We start from the raw sequence: 26561 nt of genomic DNA, 5'->3' as shown, positions 1-26561 counted from the left end.
CGGCTCAGTCAACATTCTTGAATTTCCGCAGCTAAGCTTGACCCTGAAGGACGCCTGGTCATACGTTTTGTGGTTGAACGTCCGATGTCGCATACGGTTCGACCGGGAAGGTCGACGCTTGCCCCGATGGCCCGGCCAACCGGGCTGGGGATGGCTTCTTCCAGAAGACGGTCCGCGAGCCTGCGCCGGATCATTGCAGCCTCTTCCCGTTGTCTTGCAGGCTGTTTCAAGAGGCATTGCACGCGCCGCTTCTGCGGTGTCCGCGGCCTGAAGTTGTACGGGCGCTGAAAATCCCGGATACGCCGCAACGAGACGCCCGACTATGACCTTCGCCGTTCAGTCACAGCCCCCGATCTCGCCACGATTACCGACGAATACGGGCCCACCCCCGAGTGAGCTGCCGGGCCGCCTGGCTGACGCGTCTTACGAGTGCCACCAGTCGGACTCGAACAGAAACTGTACGGACTTTGAGCCGCTCCTCGGCTCGAAGTCCGGCGCGGCACAGAGGTCAGCCCGCAGAGCCCGCATTCGTCAGCAGAAGGGCTGCCTCGTTATAGGGAAACGCTCGGAAGAGCAGCCGAGAACGCAGTATGACGAGAAACGCGGCCTCGGCCTTGCTCACCACCCGTGGGTTGACGAGCGCGACAGCCCGTCCACGCTTGCGCAGCACCGTCGGTCCGCCAGCCTGCACGTTCTTCAACCAGTCCGTCTGTAGCCCGTAGCCGATGAGGATGGCGTAGCCATCATGGGTCTTGAATACCAACAGGGGCGTTCGATATCGCTTACCCGACTTCCGCCCGACGTGCTCGAGGGTCCCGAGGTTCGGAAGCCACGGTGAGATCGTGCGAGCCGCCGGATTGGTGACTCGCTTGTTGAACTCTGCGACTTGACGAGGCACGCGCATTCTCGGAGTCTAAGGATTGGTCGAAGTTCCTCGCTGACGCGGTGCCGACGCAGAGGGCCGACAACCGCAGCAACCGCTCAAGTGTCCGACGCAGAAACAGCATCTAGCTGCAAGAATGTCTGTGCCCCCAGTCGGACTCGAACCGACACTGTGCGGATTTTAAGTCCGCTGCCTCTGCCTATTGGGCTATGGGGGCCTAGCCGCTCAGAGCATACTTTGGCAGATTTCAGGCGGACTTGATCGCGGCGAATGGGCCTCGGCCCCCACGCCTTCGAATCAAGTGCAATGTCTCGTAGGGCTACCCTCCCGAGCGCACCAGCTCCACCACGGGAATCACCCGAGTCGTCTTGCTCTGGTACTCGGCGAACTGTGGCTCCACGGCCGACTGCTTGGCGTAGATGTCATCACGCTCGCCACCGCTGAGAACCCGGGCCGTTGCCGCGAAGGTCTCCGACCCGAGTTCGACAACCACATCCGGGTTGGTGACGACGTTGTGGTACCACGCCGGATTGACGTCGGCGCCGCCCAGGCTCGCGAACACGAACGTGCGACTCCCGTCGACATACGGCACCAGGGGCGCGATCCGCTTCACTCCCGACTTCGCGCCGACGTGGTGAACCAACACCAGCGGCTTGCCTTCGAACAGGCCGCCGACTTTTCCGCCGTTTTCCCGGAATTCCTCGATGACATTTCGATTCATGTCATCCAAAGTGCTCATATCGAAGTCGCCGTTGTCTGTCACGTGTCTGCGTCCCTTCCCAGTCGTCAGGTCAACGACGCAAAACGCGCGCCACCGGCCGGGTATTCCCCGGCGACCGCTCGTGGCCGCTCAGCTTGTCGGCGGCTCGGCAGGCGCTTCGGGATGCTCGGCATGCCATTGGCTTTCGACTTCGCGCACTTTGCGGTGCGCGAGGGCCAGCCAACCGAGCCCCCCGCCGACGAGCAAGACGGCCAGCACAACGCCGACCGTCCCGGCGACCGCCTGGCCGGTGGCGAAGGCGAACAGACCAGCTGACAGCGCCACCAAGCCGATACCGATGGCGATCAGGCCCGGCGCGTTGACGCCGTTCTTCATCGATTCGCCGGCATGTTGGCGGGTGGTCCGGGCGTGGTCAACGGGATCTTTGTGCAGGTCAGGCATGGGATTCCTCTCCAACATCATTCACATCGCAACTGTCTCGAGCACCTGGTGCAGTGCATCGGTCGCAGTGCTCGCATGGGCCGCGGATACCCGGCACGACGCAGCACCGAAACGATTCACGCACCGATGTCAGTCACACGTCATCGCTCGTTCTGATTGCCGCGTCCAGGGTTTCGGGTGTGCCGTACCCGGGCATGCCCGAGCCGACGGAAAGAAGGAGCCACACCATGAATCAGCCAGAGAATCAGCCGAATTCGGACAAGAACGAATCGGGCGTCGAGTCCGATCCCAAGGTGGCGAGTTCACGTGCCAGCTCAGACGACGACGGCGCCTACGTCGGTCGCACCGGTTCCGACGACGACTTCGATGCGCAGGAAAGTGGCGCCGAAGCGCGCAGCCAGCAGTCCTGAGCGCTAGCGTTGCGCCGGGTCGTTGCTGTTCCCGTCGCGCATGGCCATTGGCAGTATCAGCCAAAGTGCGGCGAATACGGCCAGCGCACACCCGCCGGCGATGAGTGCTGCAGTTCGGCCCGACACCGCGTCGAAGATGATCGTGGTCATCCCGGTCAGCGCGACTGCGAGGAAGAGCACACCTGTATAGGCACAACGATGCGCCGCGGTGACCAGGGAAACCAGCCGGTGGCGCCGGAACAACAATCGGTGCATCGGCACGGGCGCGACGAGTAACGCCGTGGACAGCACCGCCGCGCTCACGGTCACCATGTACACCGTGACCATGGTGTCGTCGAGGATGTCGAACCGCTGCTGAAACGGCAGCGTCAGCAGAAACCCCGTCAGCAGCGCCACGCCGGTCTGCACGACTCGCAACTCCTGCAGCAAGCTGGCCCAATTGCGGTCCAACCGTTCGCTCTCGGTTTCGTCGCGCAGGCGCGGGCTCTCGTCAGGTTCCTCGCCGGCCACCGCATGATCCTCCCACCACCGGGCCCGTCGGACGAGCGACTCGAGACTCAAAGGAATTCCACAGCAACCGATGAGCCGCCTCTTAGGCAACAACCTCACCGTTGAGTCATGACTGTCATCACGGGTCGCGGTGCCGGTGGCGGAGTGCCCCGTCACTCGCGCCATGCTGCGCTCGCAGCGGTGTTCGCACTCGCTGTCGGCGTTGTGCTGCTGACCTTGCTCGGCACCCACGCCGTGTGGGCGTATTGGGCTGCCTCATCGGTCGTGGTCGCGGGCGCCCTCACCCTGATCGTCACCGGAGAGCGCATCTGGGACCACCTGCTCACCAACGCCCGCGCTGCGGGTGTTGTCGCGCCTCACTGACCCAGCGCGCAAGGAGACCGTAAAAACGGCGCGCACCGGCGTCAAGAAACCGTCAATGCCCAGTTCAGCCACTCGGTAGCGGGCCTACCTTGGCGTTCGCACCTGCCCACTTCGGGCGCAGGTGTCAACGAACGCAGGAGTGCTGATACCCCGTGATGTCTGTGGCCATCTACGTCGCGCTGACGGTGGCGGTCTTCGCCCTACTCGGCTTGATCCAGAAGGGCGTCGAGCGCCTGTGATCCCGAACCTGGTCGGCCTCGCGCTGGCCGTCACGATCGCCGTGTTCCTGTTCGCCGCATTGCTCTTTCCGGAGCGGTTCTAGTGAGCGCCACCGCCGCCGGCGTTCTGTTCGCCCTCTCCCTCGCCATCGCGCTGGCCGCGGTCCACGTACCGCTCGGCGACTACCTGTACCGGGTATATGCGACCACCAAGGACTCTCGCGCCGAGCGGATGATCTACCGGATCATCGGCGCGGACCCGAAGGCCGAGCAGACCTGGGGGGCATACGCCCGCAGCGTGCTCGCCTTCGCGGCGGTCAGCATCGTGTTCCTGTTCACCTTCCAGCTCGTGCAGGGCAGGCTGCCGCTGCATCTGAGCGAGCCCGCCACCGAGATCACCCCCGCGCTGGCCTGGAACACCGCGGTCAGCTTCGTCACGAACACCAACTGGCAGGCCTACTCCGGGGAATCAACCCAAGGCCACCTGGTGCAGATGGCCGGGCTCACGGTGCAGAACTTCGTGTCCGCGGCGGTCGGAATGGCCGTCGCGGTCGCGTTCGTGCGTGGACTGGCCCGACGCAGCACCGGCGAACTCGGCAACTTCTGGGTGGATCTGGTGCGAGGTGTCCTCCGAATTCTGTTGCCGCTGGGCCTCATCGGCGCGGTCATTCTGGTCTCCGGCGGTGTGATTCAGAACTTCGGCTTGCACGACCAGGTCGTGAACACCATCGCCGGGGCGCAGCAGACGATCCCCGGAGGTCCGGTCGCCAGCCAGGAGGCGATCAAGGAGCTCGGCACCAACGGCGGTGGCTTCTTCAACGTCAATTCGGCCCACCCGTTCGAGAACCCCACCACATGGACGAACTGGGTCGAGATCTTCCTGCTCACCGTCATCGCGTTCTCACTGCCCCGGACCTTCGGCCGAATGGTCGAAAGCCGGAGGCAGGGTTACGCGATCGTGGCTGTGATGGCCGTCATCGCGACCGTCAGCGTGAGCCTGACGATGTTGTTCCAGATGCAGCACCACGGCACCGTCCCGACGGCTGTCGGCGCATCCATGGAAGGTGTCGAACAACGCTTCGGCGTCGCCAACTCGGCGGTGTTCGCCGCAGCCACCACGCTGACCTCCACCGGCGCGGTCGACTCCTTCCACGACTCCTACACCAGCCTCGGGGGCCTGATGTTGCTGTTCAACATGCAGCTCGGTGAGGTCGCGCCAGGCGGGGTGGGCTCGGGCCTGTACGGCATGCTCATCCTGGCCATCATCACGGTCTTCGTCGCCGGTCTCATGGTCGGCCGCACCCCGGAGTATCTGGGCAAGAAGATCACCCCCCGTGAGATCAAGCTGGCCGCAACCTATTTCCTGATCACCCCGCTGATCGTGCTGACCGGGACCGCGGTCGCGATGGCGATGCCGGGCGCGCGGGAGAGCATGCTCAACACCGGTCCGCACGGGCTCTCCGAGGTGCTGTATGCGTTCACCTCCGCCGGCAACAACAACGGCTCGGCTTTCGCCGGCATCGGCGTCAACACCACCTTTTACAACACCGCTTTGGGGCTGGCGATGGTGTTCGGCAGGTTCCTGCCCATCATCGTCGCGCTCGCCCTGGCCGGTGCCCTTGCCGCACAGGCGAAGACACCGGAGTCCATCGGGACCCTGCCCACACACCGGCCACAGTTCGTCGGTCTGGTCGTCGGCGTGACGCTGATTCTTGTCGCCCTCACCTTCCTGCCCGCGCTCGCGCTCGGACCCCTCGCTGAAGGACTTCACTGATGCCGGTCACCACCATCGAAGACGCACCACAGCAGCACTCGGAACCCGGTACGGCCACGAGGGTGAAGGGCGGACTTCTCGACCCCGCCATGCTGTGGACATCGATTCCGGACGCGCTGCGCAAGCTCGATCCGCGCACCCTGTGGCGCAACCCGGTGATGTTCATCGTCGAACTCGGTGCACTCTGCAGCACGATTCTGGCGATCATGGAACCCTCCTGGTTCGCCTGGCTGATCGTCGGATGGCTCTGGCTCACCGTGATCTTCGCCAATCTCGCCGAAGCGGTGGCCGAGGGTCGGGGCAAGGCGCAGGCCGCGAGCCTGCGCAAGACCCAGACCGCCACGACGGCACGCCGCCTCACCGGTTGGACACCCGGTGAGGCCGGTGCCGAGGAAGAAGTGGGCGCGCCGCTGCTCCAACAGGGCGATGTGGTCGTCGTGGAGGCCGGCCAGACCATCCCCGGTGACGGCGACGTCGTCGAAGGTATTGCGTCGGTCGACGAATCGGCCATCACCGGCGAATCCGCACCCGTCATCCGCGAGTCGGGCGGCGACCGGTCGGCGGTGACCGGCGGCACGACCGTGCTGTCGGACCGGATCGTCGTCCGGATCACGCAGAAGCCCGGCGAGAGCTTCATCGACCGGATGATCGGGCTCGTCGAAGGTGCGAACCGGCAGAAGACCCCCAATGAGATCGCGCTCAACATCCTGCTGTCCTCGTTGACGATCATCTTCGTCTTCGCCGTAACGACGCTGCAGCCACTGGCGATCTTCTCCAAGGCGAACAACCCGGGGGTGCCGGACACCCTGGCGTTGAACGGAAACGGCATCACCGGCATCGTCATGGTCGCCCTTCTGGTGTGTCTCATCCCGACGACGATCGGGGCGCTGTTGAGCGCCATCGGGATCGCCGGAATGGACCGACTGGTGCAGCGCAATGTGCTGGCCATGTCCGGGCGCGCGGTGGAGGCTGCCGGTGACGTGAACACCCTGCTGCTCGACAAGACCGGCACCATCACGCTCGGCAACCGTCAGGCTTCCGACTTCGTCGCTCTGCACGGGGTGACGGCCGACGCGCTGGCCGACGCGGCCCAGTTGTCCAGCCTGGCCGACGAGACACCGGAAGGCCGGTCCATCGTGGTGTTCGCCAAACAGCGGTACGGACTGCGGGCCCGCACCCCCGGCGAGCTGACCAACGCCACCTGGATCGAATTCTCCGCCACCACAAGGATGTCGGGTGTCGACCTGGACGGTCACCGACTGCGCAAGGGTGCGGCCGCCGCAGTGGCCGATTGGGTTCGCGCCGAAGGCGGCACGGTGCCGGCCGAACTCGGCGACATCGTCGACGGGATCTCCGCTGCCGGCGGCACGCCGCTGGCCGTCGGTGAGGTCCGGGATGGCAGGGCGACCGTTCTCGGGGTCATTCACCTCAAGGACGTCGTCAAGGCGGGGATGCGGGAACGCTTCGACGAGATGCGCCGGATGGGGATCCGCACGGTGATGGTAACCGGCGACAACCCGTTGACCGCCAAAGCCATTGCCGACGAGGCCGGTGTCGACGACTTCCTCGCCGAGGCCACCCCCGAGGACAAGATGGCCTTCATCAAACGGGAGCAGGCCGGTGGCCGACTCGTCGCGATGACGGGCGACGGCACCAACGACGCGCCCGCGCTGGCCCAGGCCGATGTGGGGGTGGCCATGAACACCGGCACCTCGGCGGCCAAGGAAGCCGGCAACATGGTCGATCTCGACTCCGATCCGACCAAGTTGATCGAGATCGTCGAGATCGGCAAGCAGTTGCTGATCACCCGCGGTGCGCTGACGACGTTCTCCATCGCCAACGACATCGCGAAGTACTTCGCGATCATCCCGGCACTGTTCGTCGGCCTGTTCCCCGGTCTGGACGTGCTCAACATCATGCGCTTGCACAGCCCGCAGTCGGCGATCCTGTCCGCGGTGGTCTTCAACGCGATCATCATCGTCGCCCTGATCCCGTTGTCGCTGCGCGGAGTTCGATACACCCCGAGCAGTGCGTCAAAGCTGTTGAGCCGCAACCTCTACGTCTTCGGACTCGGCGGCATCCTCGCGCCGTTCATCGGTATCAAACTGATCGATCTGGTCATCCAACTCTTCCCGGGAATGTGACATGAAATTTTCCACCATCGCTCGTCAGCACTGGGCCGCGCTGCGCGCGCTGCTGCTGTTCACCGCCATCCTCGGACTCGCGTACCCGCTGCTGGTGTGGGTTGTCGCCCAGCTGCCCGGCTTGGACGACAAGGCCGAGGGCTCACTGCTCGAGGTCGACGGGCGCCCCGTCGGCAGCAGCCTGATCGGCCAGCTGTACACCGATCCCGAGGGAAACCCGCTGCCGCAGTACTTCCAGGGCCGCCCGTCGGCCGCAGGCGACGGCTACGACACGCTGTCGACCAGCGCAAGCAACCTCGGCCCGGAGGACGTGGTGGATCTGCCCGACGCACCGAGCCTGCTCACCCTGGTGTGTTCGCGCAGCGCGGCCGCCGGCGAATTGGACGGGGTCAGCGGAGCGCGGCCGTTCTGCACCGACGGCGGTGTCGGCGCCGTGCTGTCGGTGATCGGCCCACGGGATGCCCGCCCCACCCGGGTGGTCAGCGTCAACGAGCCCTGCGACACGACGTCGACACCGTTCCTGGCGACCTACGAGGGCGTCCGGGTCGAGTGCGCCGAGCCCGGGGAGGACTACCGCGTAGGACGGATCGTGCCGGTCCGCGGTGCCGCCGCCGACGAGCCGCAAGTGCCCGCGGACGCTGTCACCGCGAGCGGCAGCGGCCTGGACCCGCACATCTCCACCGCCTACGCCGATCTGCAGGTCAACCGGGTGGCCGCCGCCCGCGGCATGACCCCCGATCAGGTGCGCTCGCTGGTCGCAGCCCACACCGAGGGCCGCACGCTGGGCTTCCTGGGGCACCCACGGGTGAATGTTCTCGAGCTCAACCTGGCGCTCGATGGCAGCGAGTGACCGCGGACGCGTGCTCGGGCCGAGATCGACACCATGGCCGTGATCGCTGAGAGATCCGGGCGCGCCACGACCGTAGTGTCGATCTGGCGCCGAGCACCGCGATGACCACATTGCCCGGCCGGCCAGTGGATGATGGGCATGTGAGCTCGTCGGACTCGCGCGACAAGCGGGGTGAACTGCGCATCTACCTCGGTGCGGCGCCGGGCGTCGGTAAGACCTTCGCGATGCTCGGCGAGGCACATCGACGCCTCGAACGCGGCACCGACGTGGTGGCCGCCGTCGTCGAGACTCACGGCCGGAAGAAGACCGCGGAGTTGGTCGACGGCATCGAGGTGGTGCCACCGAAGCTCATCGAATACCGCGGCCGCAGCTTCGAGGAACTCGACACCGAGGCCGTCCTGCGACGGCACCCGGAGGTGGTGCTGGTCGACGAACTCGCCCACACCAACACCCCGGGCAGCAAGAACCCCAAACGGTGGCAGGACATCGAGGAACTCCTCGACGCCGGGATCACCGTCATCACCACCGTCAACGTGCAGCACCTCGAAAGCCTCAACGACGTCGTCACCCAGATCACCGGCATCGAGCAGCAGGAGAAGGTGCCCGACGAGGTGGTGCGCGCCGCCGATCAGATCGAGTTGGTGGACATCACACCGGAGGCGTTGCGGCGCAGGCTCGCTCACGGCAACGTCTATGCACCTGAGCGGGTGGATGCGGCACTGTCCAACTACTTCCGGCGAGGCAACCTGACAGCGCTGCGTGAACTGGCGCTGCTGTGGTTGGCCGACCAGGTCGACGCCGCACTGGAGAAGTATCGCGCCGACAACAAGATCACCGACACCTGGGAGGCGCGCGAACGCGTCGTCGTCGCCGTCACCGGCGGGGCGGAGTCGGAGACATTGGTGCGCAGGGCATCCCGGATCGCATCTCGGTCCGGCGCCGAGCTGATGGTGGTCCACGTGGTGCGCGGCGACGGGCTGTCCGGCATCTCCGCACCGCAGATGGGGAGAATCCGGGAACTGGCCGTGTCACTCGGCGCGACCCTGCACAGCGTGGCCGGTGACGATGTGCCCGCCGCGCTGCTCGACTTCGCCCGCCAGATGAACGCCACCCAGTTGGTCCTCGGCACGTCACGGCGATCTCGCTGGGCGCGCATCTTCGACGAGGGTATCGGCGCCACCGTCGTCCAGCGATCCGGCAAGATCGACGTCCACATGGTGACCCACGACGAGGCCCGCGGCACCTCGCTGTGGGCCAGGGTCTCGCCGCGGCAACGACACGTCACGTCTTGGCTTGCAGCCGTTGTGGTTCCGTCCGTGATCGCGGCCCTCACCGCGCTTCTGCTGGACAGGTTCCTCGGAATCGGCGGCGAGAGCGCCCTGTTCTTCGTCGGTGTCCTGATCGTCGCGCTGCTCGGCGGCGTGGCGCCGGCGGTGCTCTCGGCGGTGCTGTCCGGGATCCTGCTGAATTACCTCCTCACCGAACCGAGGTACACCTTCACCATCTCCGAACCGGACAGCGCCATCACGATCGTCGTGCTGCTCGTGGTCGCCGTCGCGGTGGCCGCACTGGTCGACGGCGCCGCGAGCCGCGCCCGGGAAGCTCAGCTGGCCGCTCAGGAAGCCGAGTTGCTGGCGTTGTTCGCCGGATCGGTGCTGCGCGGAGCAGATCTCGACACCCTGCTGGAGCGGGTCCGCGAGGCATACTCGCAGCGGGCGGTCAGCCTGGTGCGCGGCGAAGGGCAGCGAGCGGAGATACTCGGCTGCGCAGGCTCCGACCCGTGCGTGAGCGCCGATGCGGCCGACACCGCCATCGAGGTCGGCTCGGGCGACGACCCCGACGCGTTCCGGCTGCTGATGACCGGACGTCGGCTCACCGCCCGCGACCGCCGGGTGCTCGGCGCAGTCGCCAACCAGGCGGCCGGGCTGGTCACGCAGAAGGAACTGACCGAGGAAGCCGGCCGGGCCGAAGCCATCGCCCGAGCAGACGAACTGCGCCGTTCCCTGCTGTCGGCGGTCAGCCATGACCTGCGCACCCCGCTGGCCGCCGCCAAAGCGTCGGTGTCGAGCCTGCGCAGCGACGATGTCGGCTTCTCCCCCGAGGACACCGAAGAGTTGCTGGCGACCGTCGAGGAGTCGATCGATCAGCTGACGGCGCTGGTCGGCAACCTGCTCGACTCGTCGCGCCTCGCTGCCGGCGTGGTGCGCCCCGAACTGCGCAAGGTCTACCTGGAGGAGGCGGTTCCGCGAGCACTGCTCGGAATCAACAAGGGCACCAGAGGTATTGGGAGCAGCTCGCTGGGCCGGGTGAAGATCGAGGTGAACGACTCTGTGGTGATGGCGGACAGCGGACTGCTCGAACGGGTGCTCGCCAACGTCATCGACAACGCACTGCGCTACTCCGACGACCATCCGGTGCGGGTCACCGCGGGGCGGGTGGGTGACCGGGTGCTGATCGCCGTTGCCGACGAGGGTCCCGGCATCGCCCGCGGTCACGAAGGACAGCTGTTCGCACCGTTCCAGCGACTCGGCGATCACGACACCAGCATCGGTGTCGGCCTTGGCCTTTCGGTTGCCCGAGGTTTCGTCGAAGCAATGGGCGGCACCATCGCCTCCACGGACACCCCCGGTGGTGGGTTGACGATCGAGATCGACCTCGCCGCGCCGCCTGCAGACGGTGCGCCGTGACGACGCCCGCCAAGACCCGGGTTCTCGTCATCGACGACGAACCGCAGATCCTGCGCGCGCTGCGGATCAACCTGTCGGTGCGCGGCTACGAGGTGCACACCGCCACGAGCGGGGCCCAGGGACTTCGGGTGGCCGCCGATCACCGGCCCGATGTGGTGGTGCTCGACCTCGGCCTGCCCGACATGTCCGGCATCGAGGTCCTCGCCGGACTGCGCGGTTGGCTCACCGCACCGGTGATCGTGCTGTCCGCTCGCACCGACTCCGCCGACAAAGTCGAGGCGCTCGATGCCGGCGCCGACGACTACGTGACCAAACCCTTTGGCATGGACGAGTTCCTGGCCCGCCTGCGGGCCGCGGTACGCCGGGCTGCAGCAGCCGCCGACACCGACGAGCCCGTCGTCGAGACGTCGTCGTTCACCGTCGATCTGGCTGCCAAGAAAGTCACCCGCAACGGCGCGGAGGTGCACCTGACCCCGACCGAGTGGGGCATGCTCGAGATGCTGGTACGCAACCGCGGCAAGCTCGTCGGCCGCGAGGAACTGCTCAAGGAAGTCTGGGGACCCGCCTACGCCAAGGAGACCCACTATCTGCGGGTGTACCTGGCGCAGTTGCGACGCAAACTCGAAGCCGACCCGTCGCACCCGGTGCACCTGATCACCGAGGCCGGTATGGGCTACCGCTTCCAGGCGTGAGCGCGCCCGTCCCGCCCCCGCGGAATAGCGTTCCTGGCTGTGATCTCGGGTCCGCGAGCAACCAGGAATGCTATTCCGCAGCGATGGCCGGGAACTCGGCGGCCAGGGCAATCAGCTTGGCGCGCACACCGTCCGGGTTCTCGTCGAGGATGAAGTGTCCGCCGTCGACGACTTCGAGGGTGTAGTCGTCGGCGCGGGCGGTCTCGGCCGCCGCCAGATCCGGGTGGATCGCCTTGTCGTCCTTACCGAACAGGGCACGCACCGGAACCGTCACGCGCCGCCGCTCACCCTTGCGCGCCGCGGCGGGCAACTCGCGGAACAGGAACGTCCGGTACGTGTCGCGCGCGGTTCGCGCGACCACCGGATCCCGGAACCGCTCGGTGTAGGTACGGACGACCTCCGGGCCGAGGCCGGGCGCCGCATGCTTGTAGAGACGCTCGAGGAATCGGCTGCGCCGTTGCAGCGGCACGCCGGCGATCGCGATGTGTGGCTGATACTGCGCGAACCGCCACGCATGCCGCGCGAACACCTTCGGAGGCACCCACGGATGGGCGATGTTCAGGACGAGGTAACCGTCGATGCGCTCCGGTATCCGCATGGTCAGCAGATAACCGATGAAGCCGCCCCAGTCGTGCCCGACGAGCAGGAACCGGTCCACGCCGAGCTCGTCCAGCAACGCCACCAGATCGCTGACGACGTCCTCCTTCGCCCACCGGTGCGGCGCCGGCCCGGACCACCCGTAGCCGGGCAGATCGGGGGCGATGATCCGCATCCCGGGCGGCGGGTCGGCCAGCAGGTCGCGGTACACCCAGTGGTGCTGCGGCCACCCGTGCAGGGCCAGGACCGGACGACCGTCGGCCGGACCGGCCTCGGTCACGTGGAATCGCACCCCTCGGGCGGTGACAAAGCTCCTGCGCACCTCTCCGATCGGCGGGGGTTGGTTCGTCATGCCCCTGAGACTAACGGGAAGGGTTTACCGTTTGGTATGCCCCGGTACCGCGACCTCTTCGACACCAGCATCAATGACCCGGCCGCCTTCTGGGCCGATGCGGCCACCGCGGTCACCTGGACCCGCGAGCCGCAGCGCATCCTCGACGACACGCATCCGCCGTTCTACCGCTGGTTCCCCGACGCCGAACTCAACACCTGCGCCAATGCGCTGGACCGCCACGTCGAGAACGGGCGCGGCGAGCAGCCCGCGCTGATCTACGACTCCGCGGTCACCGACACCAAGCGCACCTACACCTACGCCGAACTGCTCGACCACACCGCCCGGTTCGCCGGCGCACTGCGCGGCCTCGGTGTCGGCCGCGGCGACCGGGTGGTGATCTACATGCCGATGATCCCCGAGGCCGTCATCGCCATGCTGGCCTGCGCCCGGTTGGGTGCGGTGCACTCGGTGGTGTTCGGCGGGTTCGCCCCGCACGAACTGGCGGTGCGCATCGACGACGTCCGGCCGACGGTGATCGTGTCCGCGTCGTGCGGGATCGAGCCGTCCCGCGTCGTCGAGTACAAGCCGATGCTCGATGCCGCGGTGGCGATGGTGTCCCACCCTCCGCAGCATTGTGTTGTGGTGCAACGAGATCGGCACCGCTGCGACCTCGTCGAGGGTCGAGATGTGGACTGGGAGGACGCGATGGCGAGCGCGTCGCCCGTCGACGCGGTGCCCGTCGCGGCGACCGACCCGCTCTACGTGCTCTACACCTCCGGGACCACGGGCAAGCCCAAGGGCATCGTCCGTGACAACGGCGGGCACGCGGTCGCGTTGCTGTGGAGCATGCAGCACATCTACGACATCGGGCCCGGCGACGTGTTCTGGGCGGCCTCCGACGTCGGCTGGGTGGTCGGCCACTCCTACATCGTCTACGCCCCGCTGTTGGTGGGCGCGACGACGGTGCTCTACGAAGGCAAGCCCGTCGGCACCCCCGATCCCGGAGCGTTCTGGCGGGTGGCGTCCGAACACGGTGTGAAGGCGCTCTTCACCGCACCCACAGCGATCCGGGCGATCCGCAAGGAGGATCCGGAAGGCAAATACCTTGCCGACTACGATCTCTCAGCGCTGCAGTATCTGTTCCTGGCCGGGGAGCGACTCGACCCCGATACCTACCACTGGGCCACCGACAAGCTCGGCATCCCGGTCATCGACCACTGGTGGCAGACCGAGACCGGGTGGCCGATCGCCTCCAATCCGATGGGCACCGAACAGCTTCCGCTCAAGCCGGGATCGCCCACCGTTCCGATGCCCGGGTACGACGTGCACATCCTGCACGACGACGGGAACGGCTGCGAGATCGGCCAGGAGGGCGCGATCTGCATCCGGCTGCCGTTGCCGCCCGGCACGCTGCCCACGCTGTGGAACGCCGAGGACCGGTTCGAGGCGTCGTACCTGTCCGAACATCCCGGCTACTACCTCACCGGCGACGGCGGTCGCTTCGACGAGGACGGCTATCTGTTCGTGATGGGCCGCATCGACGACGTGATCAACGTGGCCGGGCACCGCCTGTCGACGGGGGCGATCGAGGAGGTGCTCGCCACCCACCCGTCGGTGGCGGAGTGCGCGGTGATCGGAGTGGCCGACGAGATCAAGGGGCAGGCCCCGCGAGGGCTGGTGGTCGTCAAGGCGGGCGCCGCCACCGACGGTCTCGCCGAGCAACTCGTGAAGTTGGTGCGCGACGAGATCGGCTCGGTGGCCGCGTTCAAGCTGGTCGACGTCGTGCCGGCGCTGCCGAAGACACGGTCGGGCAAGATCCTGCGCAAGACGATGCGCGGCATCGCCGCAGGCCGCGACGAGCCGGTGCCCTCCACCATCGAGGATCCCGCGGTGCTCGACGCACTCACGCCGATTCTTCGGTCCTGACCAGGTTCACCCGACCCCGAGGGTGGGTACTTCCTGAACACACACGTCAAAAACGTGCTGTGACGGGAGGCCCGAATGGCTGGCACGCCGAAGTACATGGCTGTCCAGGGTGCGGCCTTGATCGTGGGCTCGGCGCTCGTGCTGATCGGCGTGCTGGGCTTCGTTCCCGGGGTGACCACTCATCTCGACCAGCTCGCCTGGGCGGGGCAGCGCTCCGGCGCAATGCTTTTCGGCACCTTCCTGGTGTCCGCGCTGGTGAACATCCTGCATCTGCTGATCGGCGCCGCTGGTTTCATCCTGGCCCGGTCCTACGCGGGCGCCCGTGCCTACCTGCTGGGCGGCGGGCTGATCTACCTGGGGTTGTGGCTCTACGGAATGTTCGTCGAACACGGCAGCAGCGCCCACGTCCTGCCCTTCAACAGTGCCGACAACTGGCTGCACGCGGGATTGGGCGGGGTGATGGTGCTGCTCGCGGTCACGCTGGCCGGCCAGCGCGACCCGACCAAGCGGCGACCGCGCAGAATGCGGTCCGCCGCCTAGGTGCTGCCATTGGTTGGTTGCGCCGCGAGGAGGTGACCGGCGCTCACCCGATCGACAGCGCGATGCCGTCGAGAATGTCGTGCTCGCTGACAACGAGTTCGCTGATGCCCGCACGCTCGCCCAGGGCGGCGGCCAGTTCCTGCACGACGATCGCTCCCCCACCGATCACGTCGACACGGCCCTCGTGCATCGGCCCGAGCGCGGCCCGCTGCTGGCGGGTCATCACCAGCAGATCCGCGCACACGCCGAGTAGGTCCTCGAACCCGACCCGGGACAGGTGGATGGCGTCCGAGTCGTAGGTGGTCATCTGATTGGCCAGCGCGGCCAGCGTCGTGAACGTGCCCGCCACCCCGACCCAGGTCCGGGCCCGCTCGACGGGCACCAGGCGCAGCGCCTCAGCCAGTGCCTCGCGCACCACCGCGCGCGCCGCTGCGATCTCGTCCGCGGTGGGCGGATCGGAGTGCAGGCAGCGCTCGGTGAGCCGCACGCAACCGATGTCCGCCGAGAAGCCGGCCACCACCTCGTCGGAGTCCTCAGCACCCAGGACCACCTCGGTCGAGCCGCCACCGAGGTCGACAACCACAAAAGGAGCTGCGGCGGAGTCCAATTCACCGATCGCCCCGTGGAAGGACAGCCCGGCTTCCTCGGCTCCGGTGATGACCTCGGCCACCGCACCGGGCACGACGGCGCCCAGGATCTCCGACGTCATCGCGAAGAACGTCTCGCGGTTGGAGACATCCCGCGCCGCCGACGTCGCCACCATCCGGATGGCCGTCACGCCATGACGGGCCATCAGCTCGGCATAGTCGGCCAGGGCTGCGTGGGTGCGTTCCAGCGCATCGGGGGCGAACTGACCGGTCGCGTCGACACCCTGTCCGAGACGCACGATGCGCATCTCGCGGTGCACATCGGTCAACCGGCCGTCGGTGACATCGGCGATCAGCAGTCGGATCGAGTTGGTTCCGCAGTCCACAGCGGCGACTCTTGTCATGCGCGATCCCGCTTCGCTTCTCGCTCGCCCGTCACGTCCAGGTCTCCCGGTCCAGAATGCCGGCCATCGCGGGTTCGGCCGCCAACACCGCCAACGCCTCGTCACCAAACGGGTTCACACCCGGTCCTTTCGCCAATGAATGTGCGATCACCACGTGCAGACACTTGACCCGATCCGGCATACCGCCCCCGGAGAACGTCGTGCCCAACGGTGCGACCGCATCACGTTCGGCCAGATACGACTCGTGCGCCCGACGGTACGCCGCGGCCAACTCCGGATCCTGCGCCAGCCGTTCTGTCATCTCCCGCATCATGCCGGACGACTCGAGCCGGCTCGCGGCGGCCGTCAGCGCCGGGTGAGTCAGGTAGTACAGCGTCGGAAACGGCGTTCCGTCAGGAAGTTTCGGCGCTGTCTTCACCACTGCCGGCTCGCCGTTGGGACAGCGATACGCGATCTCGAGCACGCCCCGGGGCTCCCGGCCCAACTGCCGCGCGACGGCGTCGAGATCGACCTGGTCAACCACCGGGCGGCGGCGCGCCGGGCGCGACGGGTTCGGGCGCACCGGGTGCGCCGGGCGGACTGGGCGGCGCGGTCGGCGGAATGCCTTGCGGCACCTCGGCGATGGTGTGCCACAGCGCGGTGTACCAGGGGTCCCCGCTGTTCACCTCGGCGAGTTCTTCGGTGGGGGCACCAGGCACCGCGGCGCCGGGCGGGAGCTGCACCTGGTAGGGGATCTCGCCGGGCATCACGAAGCCCAACCGTTCCCGGGCCTGCGCCGCGATGAACACCGGATCGCCCAGTTTGTCCTTCTGCTCTTCGAGTTCGGCGATCTGTTCCCGCAGTTGGGCTTCGGACGCCTCGAGTTGCTTCATCTCGGTGCGTTGCGCGAAGTACGTCCGCACCGGGCCGGCGATCGTCAAGGTCAGCACACAGATGACGGCGGCCAGGATCGCCGCCCGCCGCGCGGCGGATCCGAATCGCTGCTCGGACGCCCGTTCGGCCGCCGCGGCAATGGAATCGCGGATCGAATCGCCCACCGCGGGATCGGATCCGTCGGGAACCGCCGGCTCGTCGGGGGCCTCACGGACCCGGGCGATCTCCCTACCCGGCCGCGCCTCGATGCTGCGGACATCCCGACGAGGCGACGAACTCGCCCGCGGCTTGGCCCGCCCGACGTCGCCAGACTTCCCCGGCCGCGACGCCGGCGCCTTCTTGCTCCTCGCGTCCGCGGCGGGCCGCCGCCTGGGGTCGGGCCGATTCGCTTCGGGCACGGGCTATTTGGTCTCCGGATTGAATCGCGGGAAGGCCAGGTCACCGGCGTAGCGGGCAGCGTCGCCGAGTTCCTCCTCGATGCGGAGCAGCTGGTTGTACTTGGCGACCCGCTCGCTGCGGGCCGGGGCGCCCGTCTTGATCTGACCGCTGCCGACGGCCACCGCGAGGTCGGCGATGGTGGTGTCCTCGGTCTCACCGCTGCGGTGGCTCATCATCGTGCGATAGCCGCTGTTGTGAGCCAGCGAGACCGCGTCGAGCGTCTCGGTCAGGGTGCCGATCTGGTTGACCTTGACCAGCAACGCATTGGCGGCGCCCCTGTCGATGCCGTCCTCGAGACGCTCGGGGTTGGTGACGAACAGGTCGTCGCCGACGATCTGAACCTTGTCGCCGATCGCGGTGGTCAGTGCCACCCAGCCGTCCCAGTCGTCCTCCGACAGCGGATCCTCGATGGACACCAGCGGGTAGGCGCCGACCAGGCCTTCATAGAAGGACGCCATCTGCTCGGCGCTGCGGGTCTCCCGCTCGAACGCGTAGCCGGTGCCCTCGGTGTGGAACTCGGTCGCGGCGACGTCGAGCGCCAGCGCCACATCGCTGCCCACCGTCAGGCCGGCGGCTTCGATGGCGGAGATGATCAGGTCCAGCGCCGCCGTGGTACCGGGCAGGTCGGGCGCGAACCCGCCCTCGTCACCGAGCCCGGTGGACAGACCCTGCTTCTTGAGCACCGACTTGAGCGCGTGGTAGACCTCCGCACCCCAGCGCAGCGCCTCCTTGAACGACGGCGCCCCGATGGGCGCGATCATGAACTCCTGGACGTCGACGCCGCTGTCGGCGTGGGCGCCGCCGTTGATGATGTTCATCATCGGCACCGGGAGGATGTGCGCGTTCGGTCCGCCGATGTAGCGGAACAGCGGCAGCTCGGCGGACTGTGCCGCAGCCTTGGCCACGGCCAGCGACACACCGAGGATCGCGTTGGCGCCCAGTCGTGACTTGTCGGGGGTGCCGTCGAGGTCCAGCAGTGCCTGATCCACCAGCCGCTGTTCGTCGGCACCGAGCCCGATCACCGCCGGGGCGATCTCGTCGAGCACCGCCTCGACGGCCTTCTGCACACCTTTTCCGAGGTACCTGGATCCACCGTCGCGAAGCTCGACGGCCTCGTGTTCACCGGTTGATGCACCTGACGGGACCGCCGCACGGGCAACGGTGCCGTCCAGCAGGCCCACCTCGACCTCGACTGTCGGGTTTCCCCGGGAATCGAGGATCTCGCGGGCTCCGACCTGCTCGATGATGGGCACAGCTGCCTCCTTGGATCTCTGCCTACAGGACTCTCACACGGGCTCGACCATGAGCCTAGAGCGTGCGCCGCCCGACGGTGTGCTCAGAGCGCATGTCCGGATGCGTAGGCCGTCGCCCAGTCCCGAACGGTCCGGGCATACACATCGGAGAGGTTGTAGGCCCGCAGCGCCTCCATCCAGCCACGCGGTGTGCTGAGATCCTTTCCGCGCCAACACAGATACCCCGCCGCCGACAGCGCCGCATCGTCGATGTTGTCGGCGTTGACGTCGCCGTCGTTGTTCGCGTCGACGCCGTAGAGCCGCCACGTCTCCGGGATGAACTGCATCGGCCCCATCGCCCTGGCGTAGGACTCCTCGCCGTCGTGGCTGACCGCCTCGTGATCCATGATCTCGAGGTTGCCGTTGGTCCCGTCGAGCAGGACGCCCCGGATCGGTGGCGAGATGTCGCCGTTGGGGGCGATGCGCGACCCGCGGTAGGTGCCGTGATGGCTCTCCACCTCGCCGATTCCCGCGAGCGTGGTCCACGACAGGTGACAGTCGGGGTTCTCCACCTCGGCCACCCGGGCGGCGTAGGCGTAGGCCTCCAGCGCGGTCACCGGGATGCCGAGCGCGGGCGCACGTTCTGCCGCCCACTCACGCAGCTGGTCAGCGGGCCGACCTTCGGCGAAGGTGTCGATCTGTGGCACCGGATCACCGGCGGGTGGCGGCACGCCCTCGGGGATGGGGGTCCCGAGATGCCATGAACAGCTCGAAGCCAGGAGCAGCGCTGTCGCGCCGATCACGGCCATCGCCTGCAGCCAACGCACCCGCGTCACCGGACTCCCTCAACCCACTGTGGTCACAACCATGCTGCCATGTGCCGAGGAATGGTCGCCTCAAGACACCGCCGCGGGGACCGTCCGTCACCCGCAGAAATTCGTCGTCGTGAGGGCGCTCCGCCATCAGAATTCTGCGATTTTAGGTGTGCCTACCCTTGTCCCAGCTTCACAATGTACTGTTCACGCACCCACCAAGTAGGAGGCTCAATGAAGCGGCATCTCGCCTGGCCAGTGTCGGTCGCGGCCCTCGGGCTGGTTCTCGCTGGCTGTTCCGGTAACAGCTCCGGCGGCGACGATGCCAGCGGCGGTGACACCAGCGCTGCCGAGACCACCTCGGCTGCGACGTCGGCTGCCGCTGCCCCGAACCCGCTGACCGAGCAGGCCGCGACGGAGTACAAGGCGTACGCCACCGCGCAGATCGACGAGCTCGTCACTGTCGTCAAGGTGTTCACCGACGCCGTGCGCGCCGGCGACCTGCAGGCCGCACAGGCCGCGTATGCGCCGTCGCGGATGCCGTGGGAGCGCATCGAGCCGCTCGCCGGACTGGTGGAGGAGATCGACGGCAAGGTCGACGCACGCGTCGACGACTTCGAAGGTGTCGACGATCCCGCGTTCACCGGGTGGCACCGCCTGGAGTTCCTGTTGTTCTCGGAGAACACCACCGAGGGCGGCGCCCCGTTCGCCGACCAACTCGACGCCGACATCGCCACCCTCAAAGAGCAGTTCCCGACGGTCGAGGTGACACCGGTCGATGTGTCCAACGGTGCCGCCGAGCTGATCGAAGAGGTCTCCGAAGGCAAGATCACCGGCGAGGAAGACCGCTACGCCAAGACCGACCTGTGGGACTTCGACGCCAACATGCAGGGTTCGCAGGCCGCGGTGGACAAGCTCACCCCGGCGCTGGTCGAAGCCGATCCGGCCCTGCTGGGCAAGATCGAGGCCGGGCTCACCTCGGTGTTCGACACCATGCGCCCGCTGCGCGACGGTGACGGCTGGGTGCTGTTCTGCACCGAGAACGACCCGTACCCGTCGCCCCGCTGCCCCGAGGTGACCGTCGATGCCGCGACGATCGACACGCTCAAGGCGGAGCTCGCCGGACTCTCCGAGAACCTGTCCCAGGTGTCCGGAGTGCTGAAGCTGCAGTGAGTCCGCAGTGAGTCGGGGTCCGCACGGACGGGGGCGTCCGGGACTGTCCCGCCGCGGGTTCGTCACCGGAGCGTTGGGCACCGGCGTCGCGGTGGGCGCGGGGGCTCTTGTCGGTTGCTCCGCGAGCGGGGAGACGGCACCGGCCCGAGCCGTCGAGCGGTTCGTGCCGTTCGAAGGTGAGCACCAGACCGGGATCACCTCCCTGCCCATCCCCGAACAGGGCCTGATCGCGTCGTTCAACGTGCTGTCCAAGGACCGGGCAGGGCTGACGGCGACGCTGCGGGAACTGACCGAGGAGATCCGGGGACTGATGGCGGGACACCCGCCGGAGACCCGCGACCCCGCCTTCCCGCCCGTCGACTCCGGGATCCTGGGCGACAAGCCGCCGGCCGACAACCTCTCGATCGTCGTCGGCGTCGGCGCGTCACTGTTCGACGACCGGTTCGGCCTCGCCGATCGCAAACCCAGGGAACTGGTCACCATGCCGTTCCTGGCCAACGACCGGCTGGATCCGAAGCTGTCCCACGGGGACATCTCGATCATCTTCGAAGCCGGCCACAACGACACCATGCAGTTCGCGCTGCGGCAGTTGATGCGGCGCACCCGTAGCGACCTGGTGCTGCGGTGGATGATCGACGGCTATGCCCGCGGGATCGGGGCGGGACGCGCCTCGGAGGCCGGGACCCCGCGCAACCTGCTGGGATTCAAGGACGGAACGGCCAACCTCGACGTCGAGGACGGCACCGTGATGGACCGCCATGTCTGGGTGTCGCCCGACGACGGCGAACCCGACTGGGCGGTGGGCGGTTCCTATCAGGCGGTGCGCATCATCCGGATGTTCGTCGAGTTCTGGGATCGCACCCAGCTCGTCGAGCAGGAGGCGCTCATCGGACGCACGAAAGTCAGCGGCGATCCGCTGGGCCTGTCGGGCGAATTCACCGATCCGGACTACCCGTCCGATCCCGACGGCGCCCGGATTCCGCTGACCGCCCACATCCGGCTCGCCAACCCGCGGACACCGGAGACCGACAGCAGCCTGATACTGCGCCGCGGTTTCAACTACTCACGCGGTTTCGACGGGGCCGGACGACTCGACCAGGGACTGGCCTTCATCGCCTACCAACGCAGTCTCGACAAGGGCTTCCTCGCCGTTCAGAGTCGGTTGACCGGCGAACCGCTCGAGGAGTACATCATGCCGGTGGGTGGCGGGTTCTTCTTCGTCCTACCCGGGGTCACCGGCGACGACCGCTTCCTCGGCGACCTGCTGGTCGACTGAGCGGGTAGCCGACGGCCAGTGAGCACGCCAATCGTCCTCGTCGATCGCCACCGGCGGCGCGTCGTCGAGCTCCTCGGCGACCTCGGCGCCCCGGTTGGCCGCCGCGACGGCGCGCTCGGCAGCACGCACCTCATCCATGAACTCCAGAACCGCTGAGCGCAAAGCGTTCTCAGCATCGAAGTCGGCCGACACCGTCACCGTGGTGATCGCCTCGGGGATCAGATCAGCCGGCAGTCCGGCGGTCTCGGCCCGGGCGAGTACCTTCTGCGCCAACGCCAACGCGGGTTGCGCGGTGGGGATGTCGTCCATGATCGACTCGCGGGCCAGCTTCTCCAGCGATTTGCGTTGCTCCCACTGAGCCAGTTGATCTTCCAGCGTGATCGACTCACCGGCGAGCACCGCGGGCACCCGGTTGCCGAGCTTTCGGACCAGCGCGTCGGCGACGTCGTCGATGTCGAACGACTTCTCGGGTGCATCCTCGGCGATGCGGGCGTGAAAAAGCACCTGCAGCAACACATCTCCGAGCTCGTCCCGCAACTCGGTGAGATCACCGCTGTGCACCGCGTCGAACAGTTCGTAGGTCTCCTCGAGCAGATAGCGCCGCAGTGAGTCGTGCGTCTGCTGACTCTCCCACGGGCCGGCGGTGCGCAACTTGTCCATCATCGCCACCGCATCCACCAGACGCTCGCCGGACTGCGGCTCGACCGAGATCACCCGCTCCCCCGCGGCGATCCGCATCGTCACCGACGGGTGGGCGGGGTCGGAGGACAGCAGCACCGCGGCGGGCTCGTCCTCCGGCGCGTCGGAGAAACACGGCCGGGCCGCAGGCAGCGACCACGGCACCTTGATCGGCATCTCCTCGGTGTACTGGACGTCACCGGCCAGCAGGGCGATCGCGTCGATGGGAACCAACGACGGGCGGCGGGGGTCGACCAGGACGACCGTCATCGGCTCCTGCTCATGTCGTTCTCGCGTCTTTCATTGGCTAGCGGTACCTCCGAACTTGGTTATATCAACTTCTTCCTGGGGTTTCCCGTCGATGGCCAGTACCAATCCCGCCACGAAGGCCACGAGCTCCAGATCACGCAGCCGCGGAGCCCCCACACCGCTGCCCGCCCGCGGGATCGGGACCTGGATGGTCGACGTGGTTGCGCGGTAGGCCGCGCTCGAATACAGCCTCTTGAGTCGCAGTTGCGCGGAGTCCGGCAGTGTCAGCGGTGAGATCTTCAGGGTCGATGCCGACACCGCCCCGATCTCGGTGATCCCGTGCGCCCGCGCCAGCAGCCGCAGCCTGGCGACGGCGATCAAACGCTGCGCCGGCTCCGGCAGCGGGCCGTACCGGTCGTCGAGTTCCTCGATCGCCGAGTCGACCGCGGCGTCATCGTGGGCGGCAGCAAGCCGCCGGTAGGCCTCCAACCGCAGCCGGTCACTGCCGATGTAGTCCGGCGGGAAGTGCGCGTCGACCGGCAGATCGATCCGGACATCCTTCGGTTCCTCAACGGCAGCAACGGTTTTCCCGTCAGCGACGGCCCGGTACGCCTCTACGGCCTCGCCGACCAGGCGCACGTAGAGGTCGAAGCCGACGCCGGCCACATGCCCGGACTGTTCGGCCCCCAGCACATTTCCGGCGCCACGGATCTCGAGGTCCTTCATCGCCACGGCCATACCCGCACCGAGTTCGTTGTTCTGGGCGATCGTGGCGAGCCGGTCGTAGGCCGTCTCGGTCAGCGGAACCTCGCGCGGATACAGGAAGTAGGCGTATCCCCGTTCCCGGCTGCGCCCCACCCGACCGCGCAGCTGATGCAGCTGCGAGAGGCCGAAGGTGTCGGCGCGCTCGACGATCAGGGTGTTGGCGTTGGAGATGTCCAGGCCGGTCTCGACGATCGTCGTGCACACCAGCACGTCGTACTCGCGGTTCCAGAAACCCTCGACGGTGCGTTCGAGTTGCTCCTCGGGCATCTGCCCGTGCGCGACGACCACCCGGGCCTCGGGCACCATCGACCTCACCTTGGCCGCGGCCTGGTCGATGGAACGGACCCGGTTGTGGATGTAGAACGCCTGCCCGTCGCGCAGCATCTCGCGGCGCAGCGCGGCGGCGACCTGCTTGTCGTCGTGCGGACCCACATAGGTCAGCACCGGGTAGCGCTCCTCGGGCGGCGTGAGGATCGTCGACATCTCCCGGATGCCGGCCAGGCTCATCTCCAACGTGCGCGGAATCGGAGTCGCCGACATGGTCAGCACGTCGACGTGGGTGCGCATCGACTTGATGTGCTCCTTGTGTTCGACGCCGAAGCGCTGCTCCTCGTCGACGACGACCAGACCGAGGTCCTTCCACGTCACCCCGGTCTGCAGCAGCCGGTGGGTGCCGATGACGATGTCGACCGAGCCGTCCTTCATCCCCTCGAGCGTCGCGCGCGACTGCGCGGGATCGGTGAACCGCGACAGTCCCTTCACCGTGATGGGGAAACCCGCCATCCGCGCGGTGAAGGTCTGCAGATGCTGGTCGGCCAGCAGAGTCGTCGGCACCAGCACCGCCACCTGCTTGCCGTCCTGCACCGCCTTGAACGCCGCCCGCACCGCGATCTCGGTCTTGCCGTAGCCGACGTCGCCGCAGATCACCCGGTCCATCGGCACCGGCTTCTCCATGTCGGACTTCACCTCGGTGATGGCGGTCATCTGATCGACCGTCTCGGTGAAGCCGAACGCATCCTCCATCTCCGTCTGCCAGGGGGTGTCGGGACTGAACGCGTGCCCCGGTGAGGCCTGCCTCTTGGCGTAGAGCGTGACCAACTCGGACGCGATCTCGCGGACCGCGCGTCGGGCCTTGGTCTTCGTGTTCGCCCAGTCGCTGCCGCCCAGCCGGGACAGCGTCGGTGCCTCCCCACCGACGTAGCGGGACAGCTGGTCCAGCGAGTCCATCGGCACATACAGCTTGTCCGTGCCGCCGCCACGTTTCGCCGACCCGTACTCCAGCACCAGGTACTCGCGCCGGGCCCCACCGATCACCCGCTCGGTCATCTCGACGAATCGACCGATGCCGTGCTGATCGTGGACCACCAGGTCGCCCGCGGTCAGCGCCAGAGGATCGACGACGTTGCGGCGTTTGGCGGCCAGCCGCTTGCCTTTTGCGGCCGCGGCACGGTTGCCGGTCAGGTCGGTCTCGGTGACCACGACCAGGTTGGCGCCTCCGATCACCACACCGTCGTGCAGCGGGCCCTTGATGACCCCGACGACACCTTCCCGAGGTGCGGCGCCGGACTCCAACATCGTTGCGGGAGTGTCTGCTTCGCCCAGCTGCTCGACGACGCGCATCGCGGTGCCGGTGCCGGGGGTGACGACTGCCGCCAGTCCCCCGGTGGCGACATGGGCGCGCAACATCGCGAAGATCTCTTCGACGTTGTGTTGCTGGCCCCGCGCCGACGGAGCCGGCCGGATATCAAGCGGGAGCGCCTGGCCGCCACCGTCGTCGAGTTGGCTCAGCGTCCACCACGGATGCCCGGCCGCGCGGGCCGCGTCGCGGGCCTCACCGAAGCCGACGAACCCGGAGGCCCCCATCGCCTCGATGTCGATGGGCGCATCTCCACCGACCGCCGCGGTCGACCACGACGCCTCGAGGAACTCGCGTCCGGTCTTGATCAGATCGGCGGCGCGGGTCCGCACCTTCTCCGGATCGCAGACCAGCAGCGGGGCGCCCTCGGGGAGATGATCCGACAGTGGCTTCAGGTCGGTGGGCCGCAGCAGCGGCAGCAGCGCCTCCATCCCGTCGACCGGGATTCCCTCGGCCAGCTTGGCCAGCATGTCGGGAACACTGCCCGACACGCTGTTCTCCAGCACCGGGTGCTCGGCGGACAACGCGGCAGCACGGTCGCGCACATCGGCGGTGAGCAGTACCTCGCGGCACGGCACCGCGATCATCGTGGTGATGTCGATCTCCGGGATGGACCGCTGGTCGGCCACGGAGAACATCCGCATCTCGGAGACCTCGTCGCCCCAGAACTCGATCCGCACGGGATGCTCGGCCGTTGGCGGGAAGACGTCGAGAATGCCGCCGCGCACCGCGAATTCACCGCGCTTGCCGACCATGTCCACCCGCGTGTAGGCCAGTTCCACCAGGTGCGCGATGACCGAATCGAACTCCTGCTCGGCGCCGACGGTCAGCGTGACCGGCTCGACGTCGGCGATATCGGGGGCCATCGGCTGCAGCAGCGACCGTGCCGTCGTCACCACGATCCGCAATGGCGGGCCCAGACGCTCGTCGTCAGGGTGCGACAACCGGCGCAGCAGCATCAGGCGGGCACCGACCGTGTCCACCCCCGGGGAGAGGCGTTCGTGCGGCAGCGTCTCCCAGGACGGGAACATCGCGACGGAGTCGCCGAACACGCCCTGCAACTCAGCGGTCAGGTCGTCGGCTTCACGTCCGGTGGCGGTGACGACCAGCAACGGTCCGCCCTGAGCCAGCGCGGACGCCACATACACCCGTGCGCTGGCCGGGCCGACAAGAGCAAGATCAGCGGGCCGGTCGGCAGCACGGCCGACCACCTCCTGCAGGGAGGGGTCACGCAGCGCCAGGTCGACGAGGCCCGCGATCGGGGTGTGGACACCGAGGGTCCCCGATACGGTCATAACGCTCCCATCGTAGGCACCCGCCGAAGGTCTTGCGGCAGTGGGCAATCTGT

The 26561-nt window shown here is 67.6% G+C and carries 23 protein-coding genes and 1 tRNA gene; 11 read left to right on the top strand and 13 right to left on the bottom strand.

All coding sequences use genetic code 11. The annotated features are described in order from the left end of the window. Window positions 1-508: 508 nt before the first annotated feature. The 4 genes from ABDC78_RS23310 to usfY all read right to left on the bottom strand — a co-directional run bounded on the left by ABDC78_RS23310 (window position 509) and on the right by usfY (window position 2045). Window positions 509-904: a nitroreductase family deazaflavin-dependent oxidoreductase gene (locus ABDC78_RS23310; protein WP_178360393.1), complete on the bottom strand. Its 396-nt coding sequence runs from the start codon at window positions 902-904 to the stop codon at window positions 509-511. A gap of 122 nt (window positions 905-1026) precedes the next feature. After that, window positions 1027-1100, bottom strand: a tRNA-Leu gene (locus ABDC78_RS23305). 102 nt (window positions 1101-1202) lie between these two features. Further along, window positions 1203-1604, bottom strand: a complete 402-nt coding sequence (locus tag ABDC78_RS23300) for a nitroreductase/quinone reductase family protein (RefSeq protein ID WP_178360394.1) — start codon at window positions 1602-1604, stop codon at window positions 1203-1205. Between the two features lie 129 nt (window positions 1605-1733). Then, window positions 1734-2045 carry a protein UsfY gene (gene usfY / locus ABDC78_RS23295; RefSeq protein WP_178360395.1) on the bottom strand — a complete coding sequence of 104 codons (312 nt, stop codon included), beginning with the start codon at window positions 2043-2045 and terminating at the stop codon, window positions 1734-1736. Window positions 2046-2272: 227 nt separating this feature from the next. On the opposite strand from usfY, the gene ABDC78_RS23290 reads away from it, so the two are divergent. Further along, the gene (locus tag ABDC78_RS23290; RefSeq protein WP_178360338.1) at window positions 2273-2455 is read left to right on the top strand and encodes a hypothetical protein; all 183 of its coding nucleotides are present in this window, start codon (window positions 2273-2275) and stop codon (window positions 2453-2455) included. 3 nt (window positions 2456-2458) lie between these two features. Here ABDC78_RS23290 and ABDC78_RS23285 read toward each other — a convergent pair whose 3' ends face one another. Then, window positions 2459-2965: a DUF6328 family protein gene (locus tag ABDC78_RS23285; protein WP_178360396.1), complete on the bottom strand. Its 507-nt coding sequence runs from the start codon at window positions 2963-2965 to the stop codon at window positions 2459-2461. A gap of 108 nt (window positions 2966-3073) precedes the next feature. Between ABDC78_RS23285 and ABDC78_RS23280 the strand changes: the two genes are divergently transcribed. The 6 genes from ABDC78_RS23280 to ABDC78_RS23255 all read left to right on the top strand — a co-directional run bounded on the left by ABDC78_RS23280 (window position 3074) and on the right by ABDC78_RS23255 (window position 11693). Further along, entirely contained in the window at window positions 3074-3328 is a 255-nt protein-coding gene (locus tag ABDC78_RS23280) for a hypothetical protein (protein WP_178360397.1), read from the top strand. Window positions 3329-3649: 321 nt separating this feature from the next. Then, on the top strand, window positions 3650-5320 hold the full coding sequence (kdpA, locus tag ABDC78_RS23275; protein ID WP_178360398.1) for a potassium-transporting ATPase subunit KdpA: 1671 nt from the start codon (window positions 3650-3652) through the stop codon (window positions 5318-5320). Beyond that, a complete protein-coding gene (gene kdpB, locus ABDC78_RS23270; protein ID WP_178360399.1) occupies window positions 5320-7464 on the top strand; it encodes a potassium-transporting ATPase subunit KdpB in 2145 nt (714 codons plus the stop codon). Before kdpA ends, kdpB begins: the two co-directional genes overlap by 1 nt. 1 nt (window position 7465) lies before the next feature. After that, window positions 7466-8314, top strand: a complete 849-nt coding sequence (locus ABDC78_RS23265; protein ID WP_178360400.1) for a potassium-transporting ATPase subunit C — start codon at window positions 7466-7468, stop codon at window positions 8312-8314. A 101-nt stretch (window positions 8315-8415) separates the two neighbouring features. Beyond that, window positions 8416-11001, top strand: coding sequence for a sensor histidine kinase KdpD (locus ABDC78_RS23260; RefSeq protein WP_178360401.1), 2586 nt, complete (start codon window positions 8416-8418; stop codon window positions 10999-11001). Then, a complete protein-coding gene (locus ABDC78_RS23255; protein ID WP_178360402.1) occupies window positions 10998-11693 on the top strand; it encodes a response regulator in 696 nt (231 codons plus the stop codon). Before ABDC78_RS23260 ends, ABDC78_RS23255 begins: the two co-directional genes overlap by 4 nt. Window positions 11694-11763: 70 nt before the next feature. Here the strand turns inward: ABDC78_RS23255 and ABDC78_RS23250 are convergent, their stop codons facing one another. Continuing rightward, on the bottom strand, window positions 11764-12642 hold the full coding sequence (locus tag ABDC78_RS23250; RefSeq protein WP_178360403.1) for an alpha/beta hydrolase: 879 nt from the start codon (window positions 12640-12642) through the stop codon (window positions 11764-11766). A 36-nt stretch (window positions 12643-12678) separates the two neighbouring features. Between ABDC78_RS23250 and ABDC78_RS23245 the strand changes: the two genes are divergently transcribed. Beyond that, on the top strand, window positions 12679-14550 hold the full coding sequence (locus tag ABDC78_RS23245; RefSeq protein ID WP_178360404.1) for a propionyl-CoA synthetase: 1872 nt from the start codon (window positions 12679-12681) through the stop codon (window positions 14548-14550). Window positions 14551-14625: 75 nt separating this feature from the next. Next, a complete protein-coding gene (locus tag ABDC78_RS23240; RefSeq protein WP_178360405.1) occupies window positions 14626-15090 on the top strand; it encodes a DUF4383 domain-containing protein in 465 nt (154 codons plus the stop codon). Between the two features lie 43 nt (window positions 15091-15133). Here ABDC78_RS23240 and ABDC78_RS23235 read toward each other — a convergent pair whose 3' ends face one another. From ABDC78_RS23235 to ABDC78_RS23215, 5 genes are all read right to left on the bottom strand, one after another. Next, a complete protein-coding gene (locus ABDC78_RS23235) occupies window positions 15134-16081 on the bottom strand; it encodes a Ppx/GppA phosphatase family protein (protein WP_178360406.1) in 948 nt (315 codons plus the stop codon). 31 nt (window positions 16082-16112) lie between these two features. After that, a complete protein-coding gene (locus ABDC78_RS23230) occupies window positions 16113-16604 on the bottom strand; it encodes a DUF501 domain-containing protein (RefSeq protein WP_178360407.1) in 492 nt (163 codons plus the stop codon). Continuing rightward, window positions 16597-17352 (bottom strand): septum formation initiator family protein, encoded by a 756-nt coding sequence (locus ABDC78_RS23225; RefSeq protein WP_178360408.1) that lies wholly within the window; start codon window positions 17350-17352, stop codon window positions 16597-16599. Before ABDC78_RS23225 ends, ABDC78_RS23230 begins: the two co-directional genes overlap by 8 nt. A 3-nt stretch (window positions 17353-17355) precedes the next feature. Next, the gene (gene eno / locus ABDC78_RS23220) at window positions 17356-18645 is read right to left on the bottom strand and encodes a phosphopyruvate hydratase (RefSeq protein WP_178360409.1); all 1290 of its coding nucleotides are present in this window, start codon (window positions 18643-18645) and stop codon (window positions 17356-17358) included. Window positions 18646-18728: 83 nt separating this feature from the next. Continuing rightward, the gene (locus tag ABDC78_RS23215) at window positions 18729-19460 is read right to left on the bottom strand and encodes a lytic transglycosylase domain-containing protein (protein ID WP_178360410.1); all 732 of its coding nucleotides are present in this window, start codon (window positions 19458-19460) and stop codon (window positions 18729-18731) included. 210 nt (window positions 19461-19670) lie between these two features. Between ABDC78_RS23215 and ABDC78_RS23210 the strand changes: the two genes are divergently transcribed. Beyond that, window positions 19671-20609, top strand: coding sequence for an EfeM/EfeO family lipoprotein (locus tag ABDC78_RS23210; RefSeq protein ID WP_178360411.1), 939 nt, complete (start codon window positions 19671-19673; stop codon window positions 20607-20609). 7 nt (window positions 20610-20616) lie between these two features. Beyond that, window positions 20617-21885, top strand: coding sequence for a Dyp-type peroxidase (locus ABDC78_RS23205; RefSeq protein WP_178360412.1), 1269 nt, complete (start codon window positions 20617-20619; stop codon window positions 21883-21885). Here ABDC78_RS23205 and ABDC78_RS23200 read toward each other — a convergent pair. Beyond that, complete coding sequence (locus tag ABDC78_RS23200) at window positions 21832-22833, bottom strand: nucleoside triphosphate pyrophosphohydrolase (protein WP_178360413.1); 1002 nt, start codon at window positions 22831-22833, stop codon at window positions 21832-21834. The genes ABDC78_RS23205 and ABDC78_RS23200 overlap by 54 nt on opposite strands. Window positions 22834-22863: 30 nt before the next feature. Next, a complete protein-coding gene (gene mfd / locus ABDC78_RS23195) occupies window positions 22864-26508 on the bottom strand; it encodes a transcription-repair coupling factor (protein WP_178360414.1) in 3645 nt (1214 codons plus the stop codon). Window positions 26509-26561: the final 53 nt, after the last annotated feature.

This window comes from Mycobacterium sp. DL (assembly GCF_039729195.1).
GTDB classification, from domain to species: Bacteria; Actinomycetota; Actinomycetes; order Mycobacteriales; family Mycobacteriaceae; genus Mycobacterium; species Mycobacterium hippocampi_A.
This window is presented reverse-complemented; position numbering and strand designations above follow the sequence as displayed.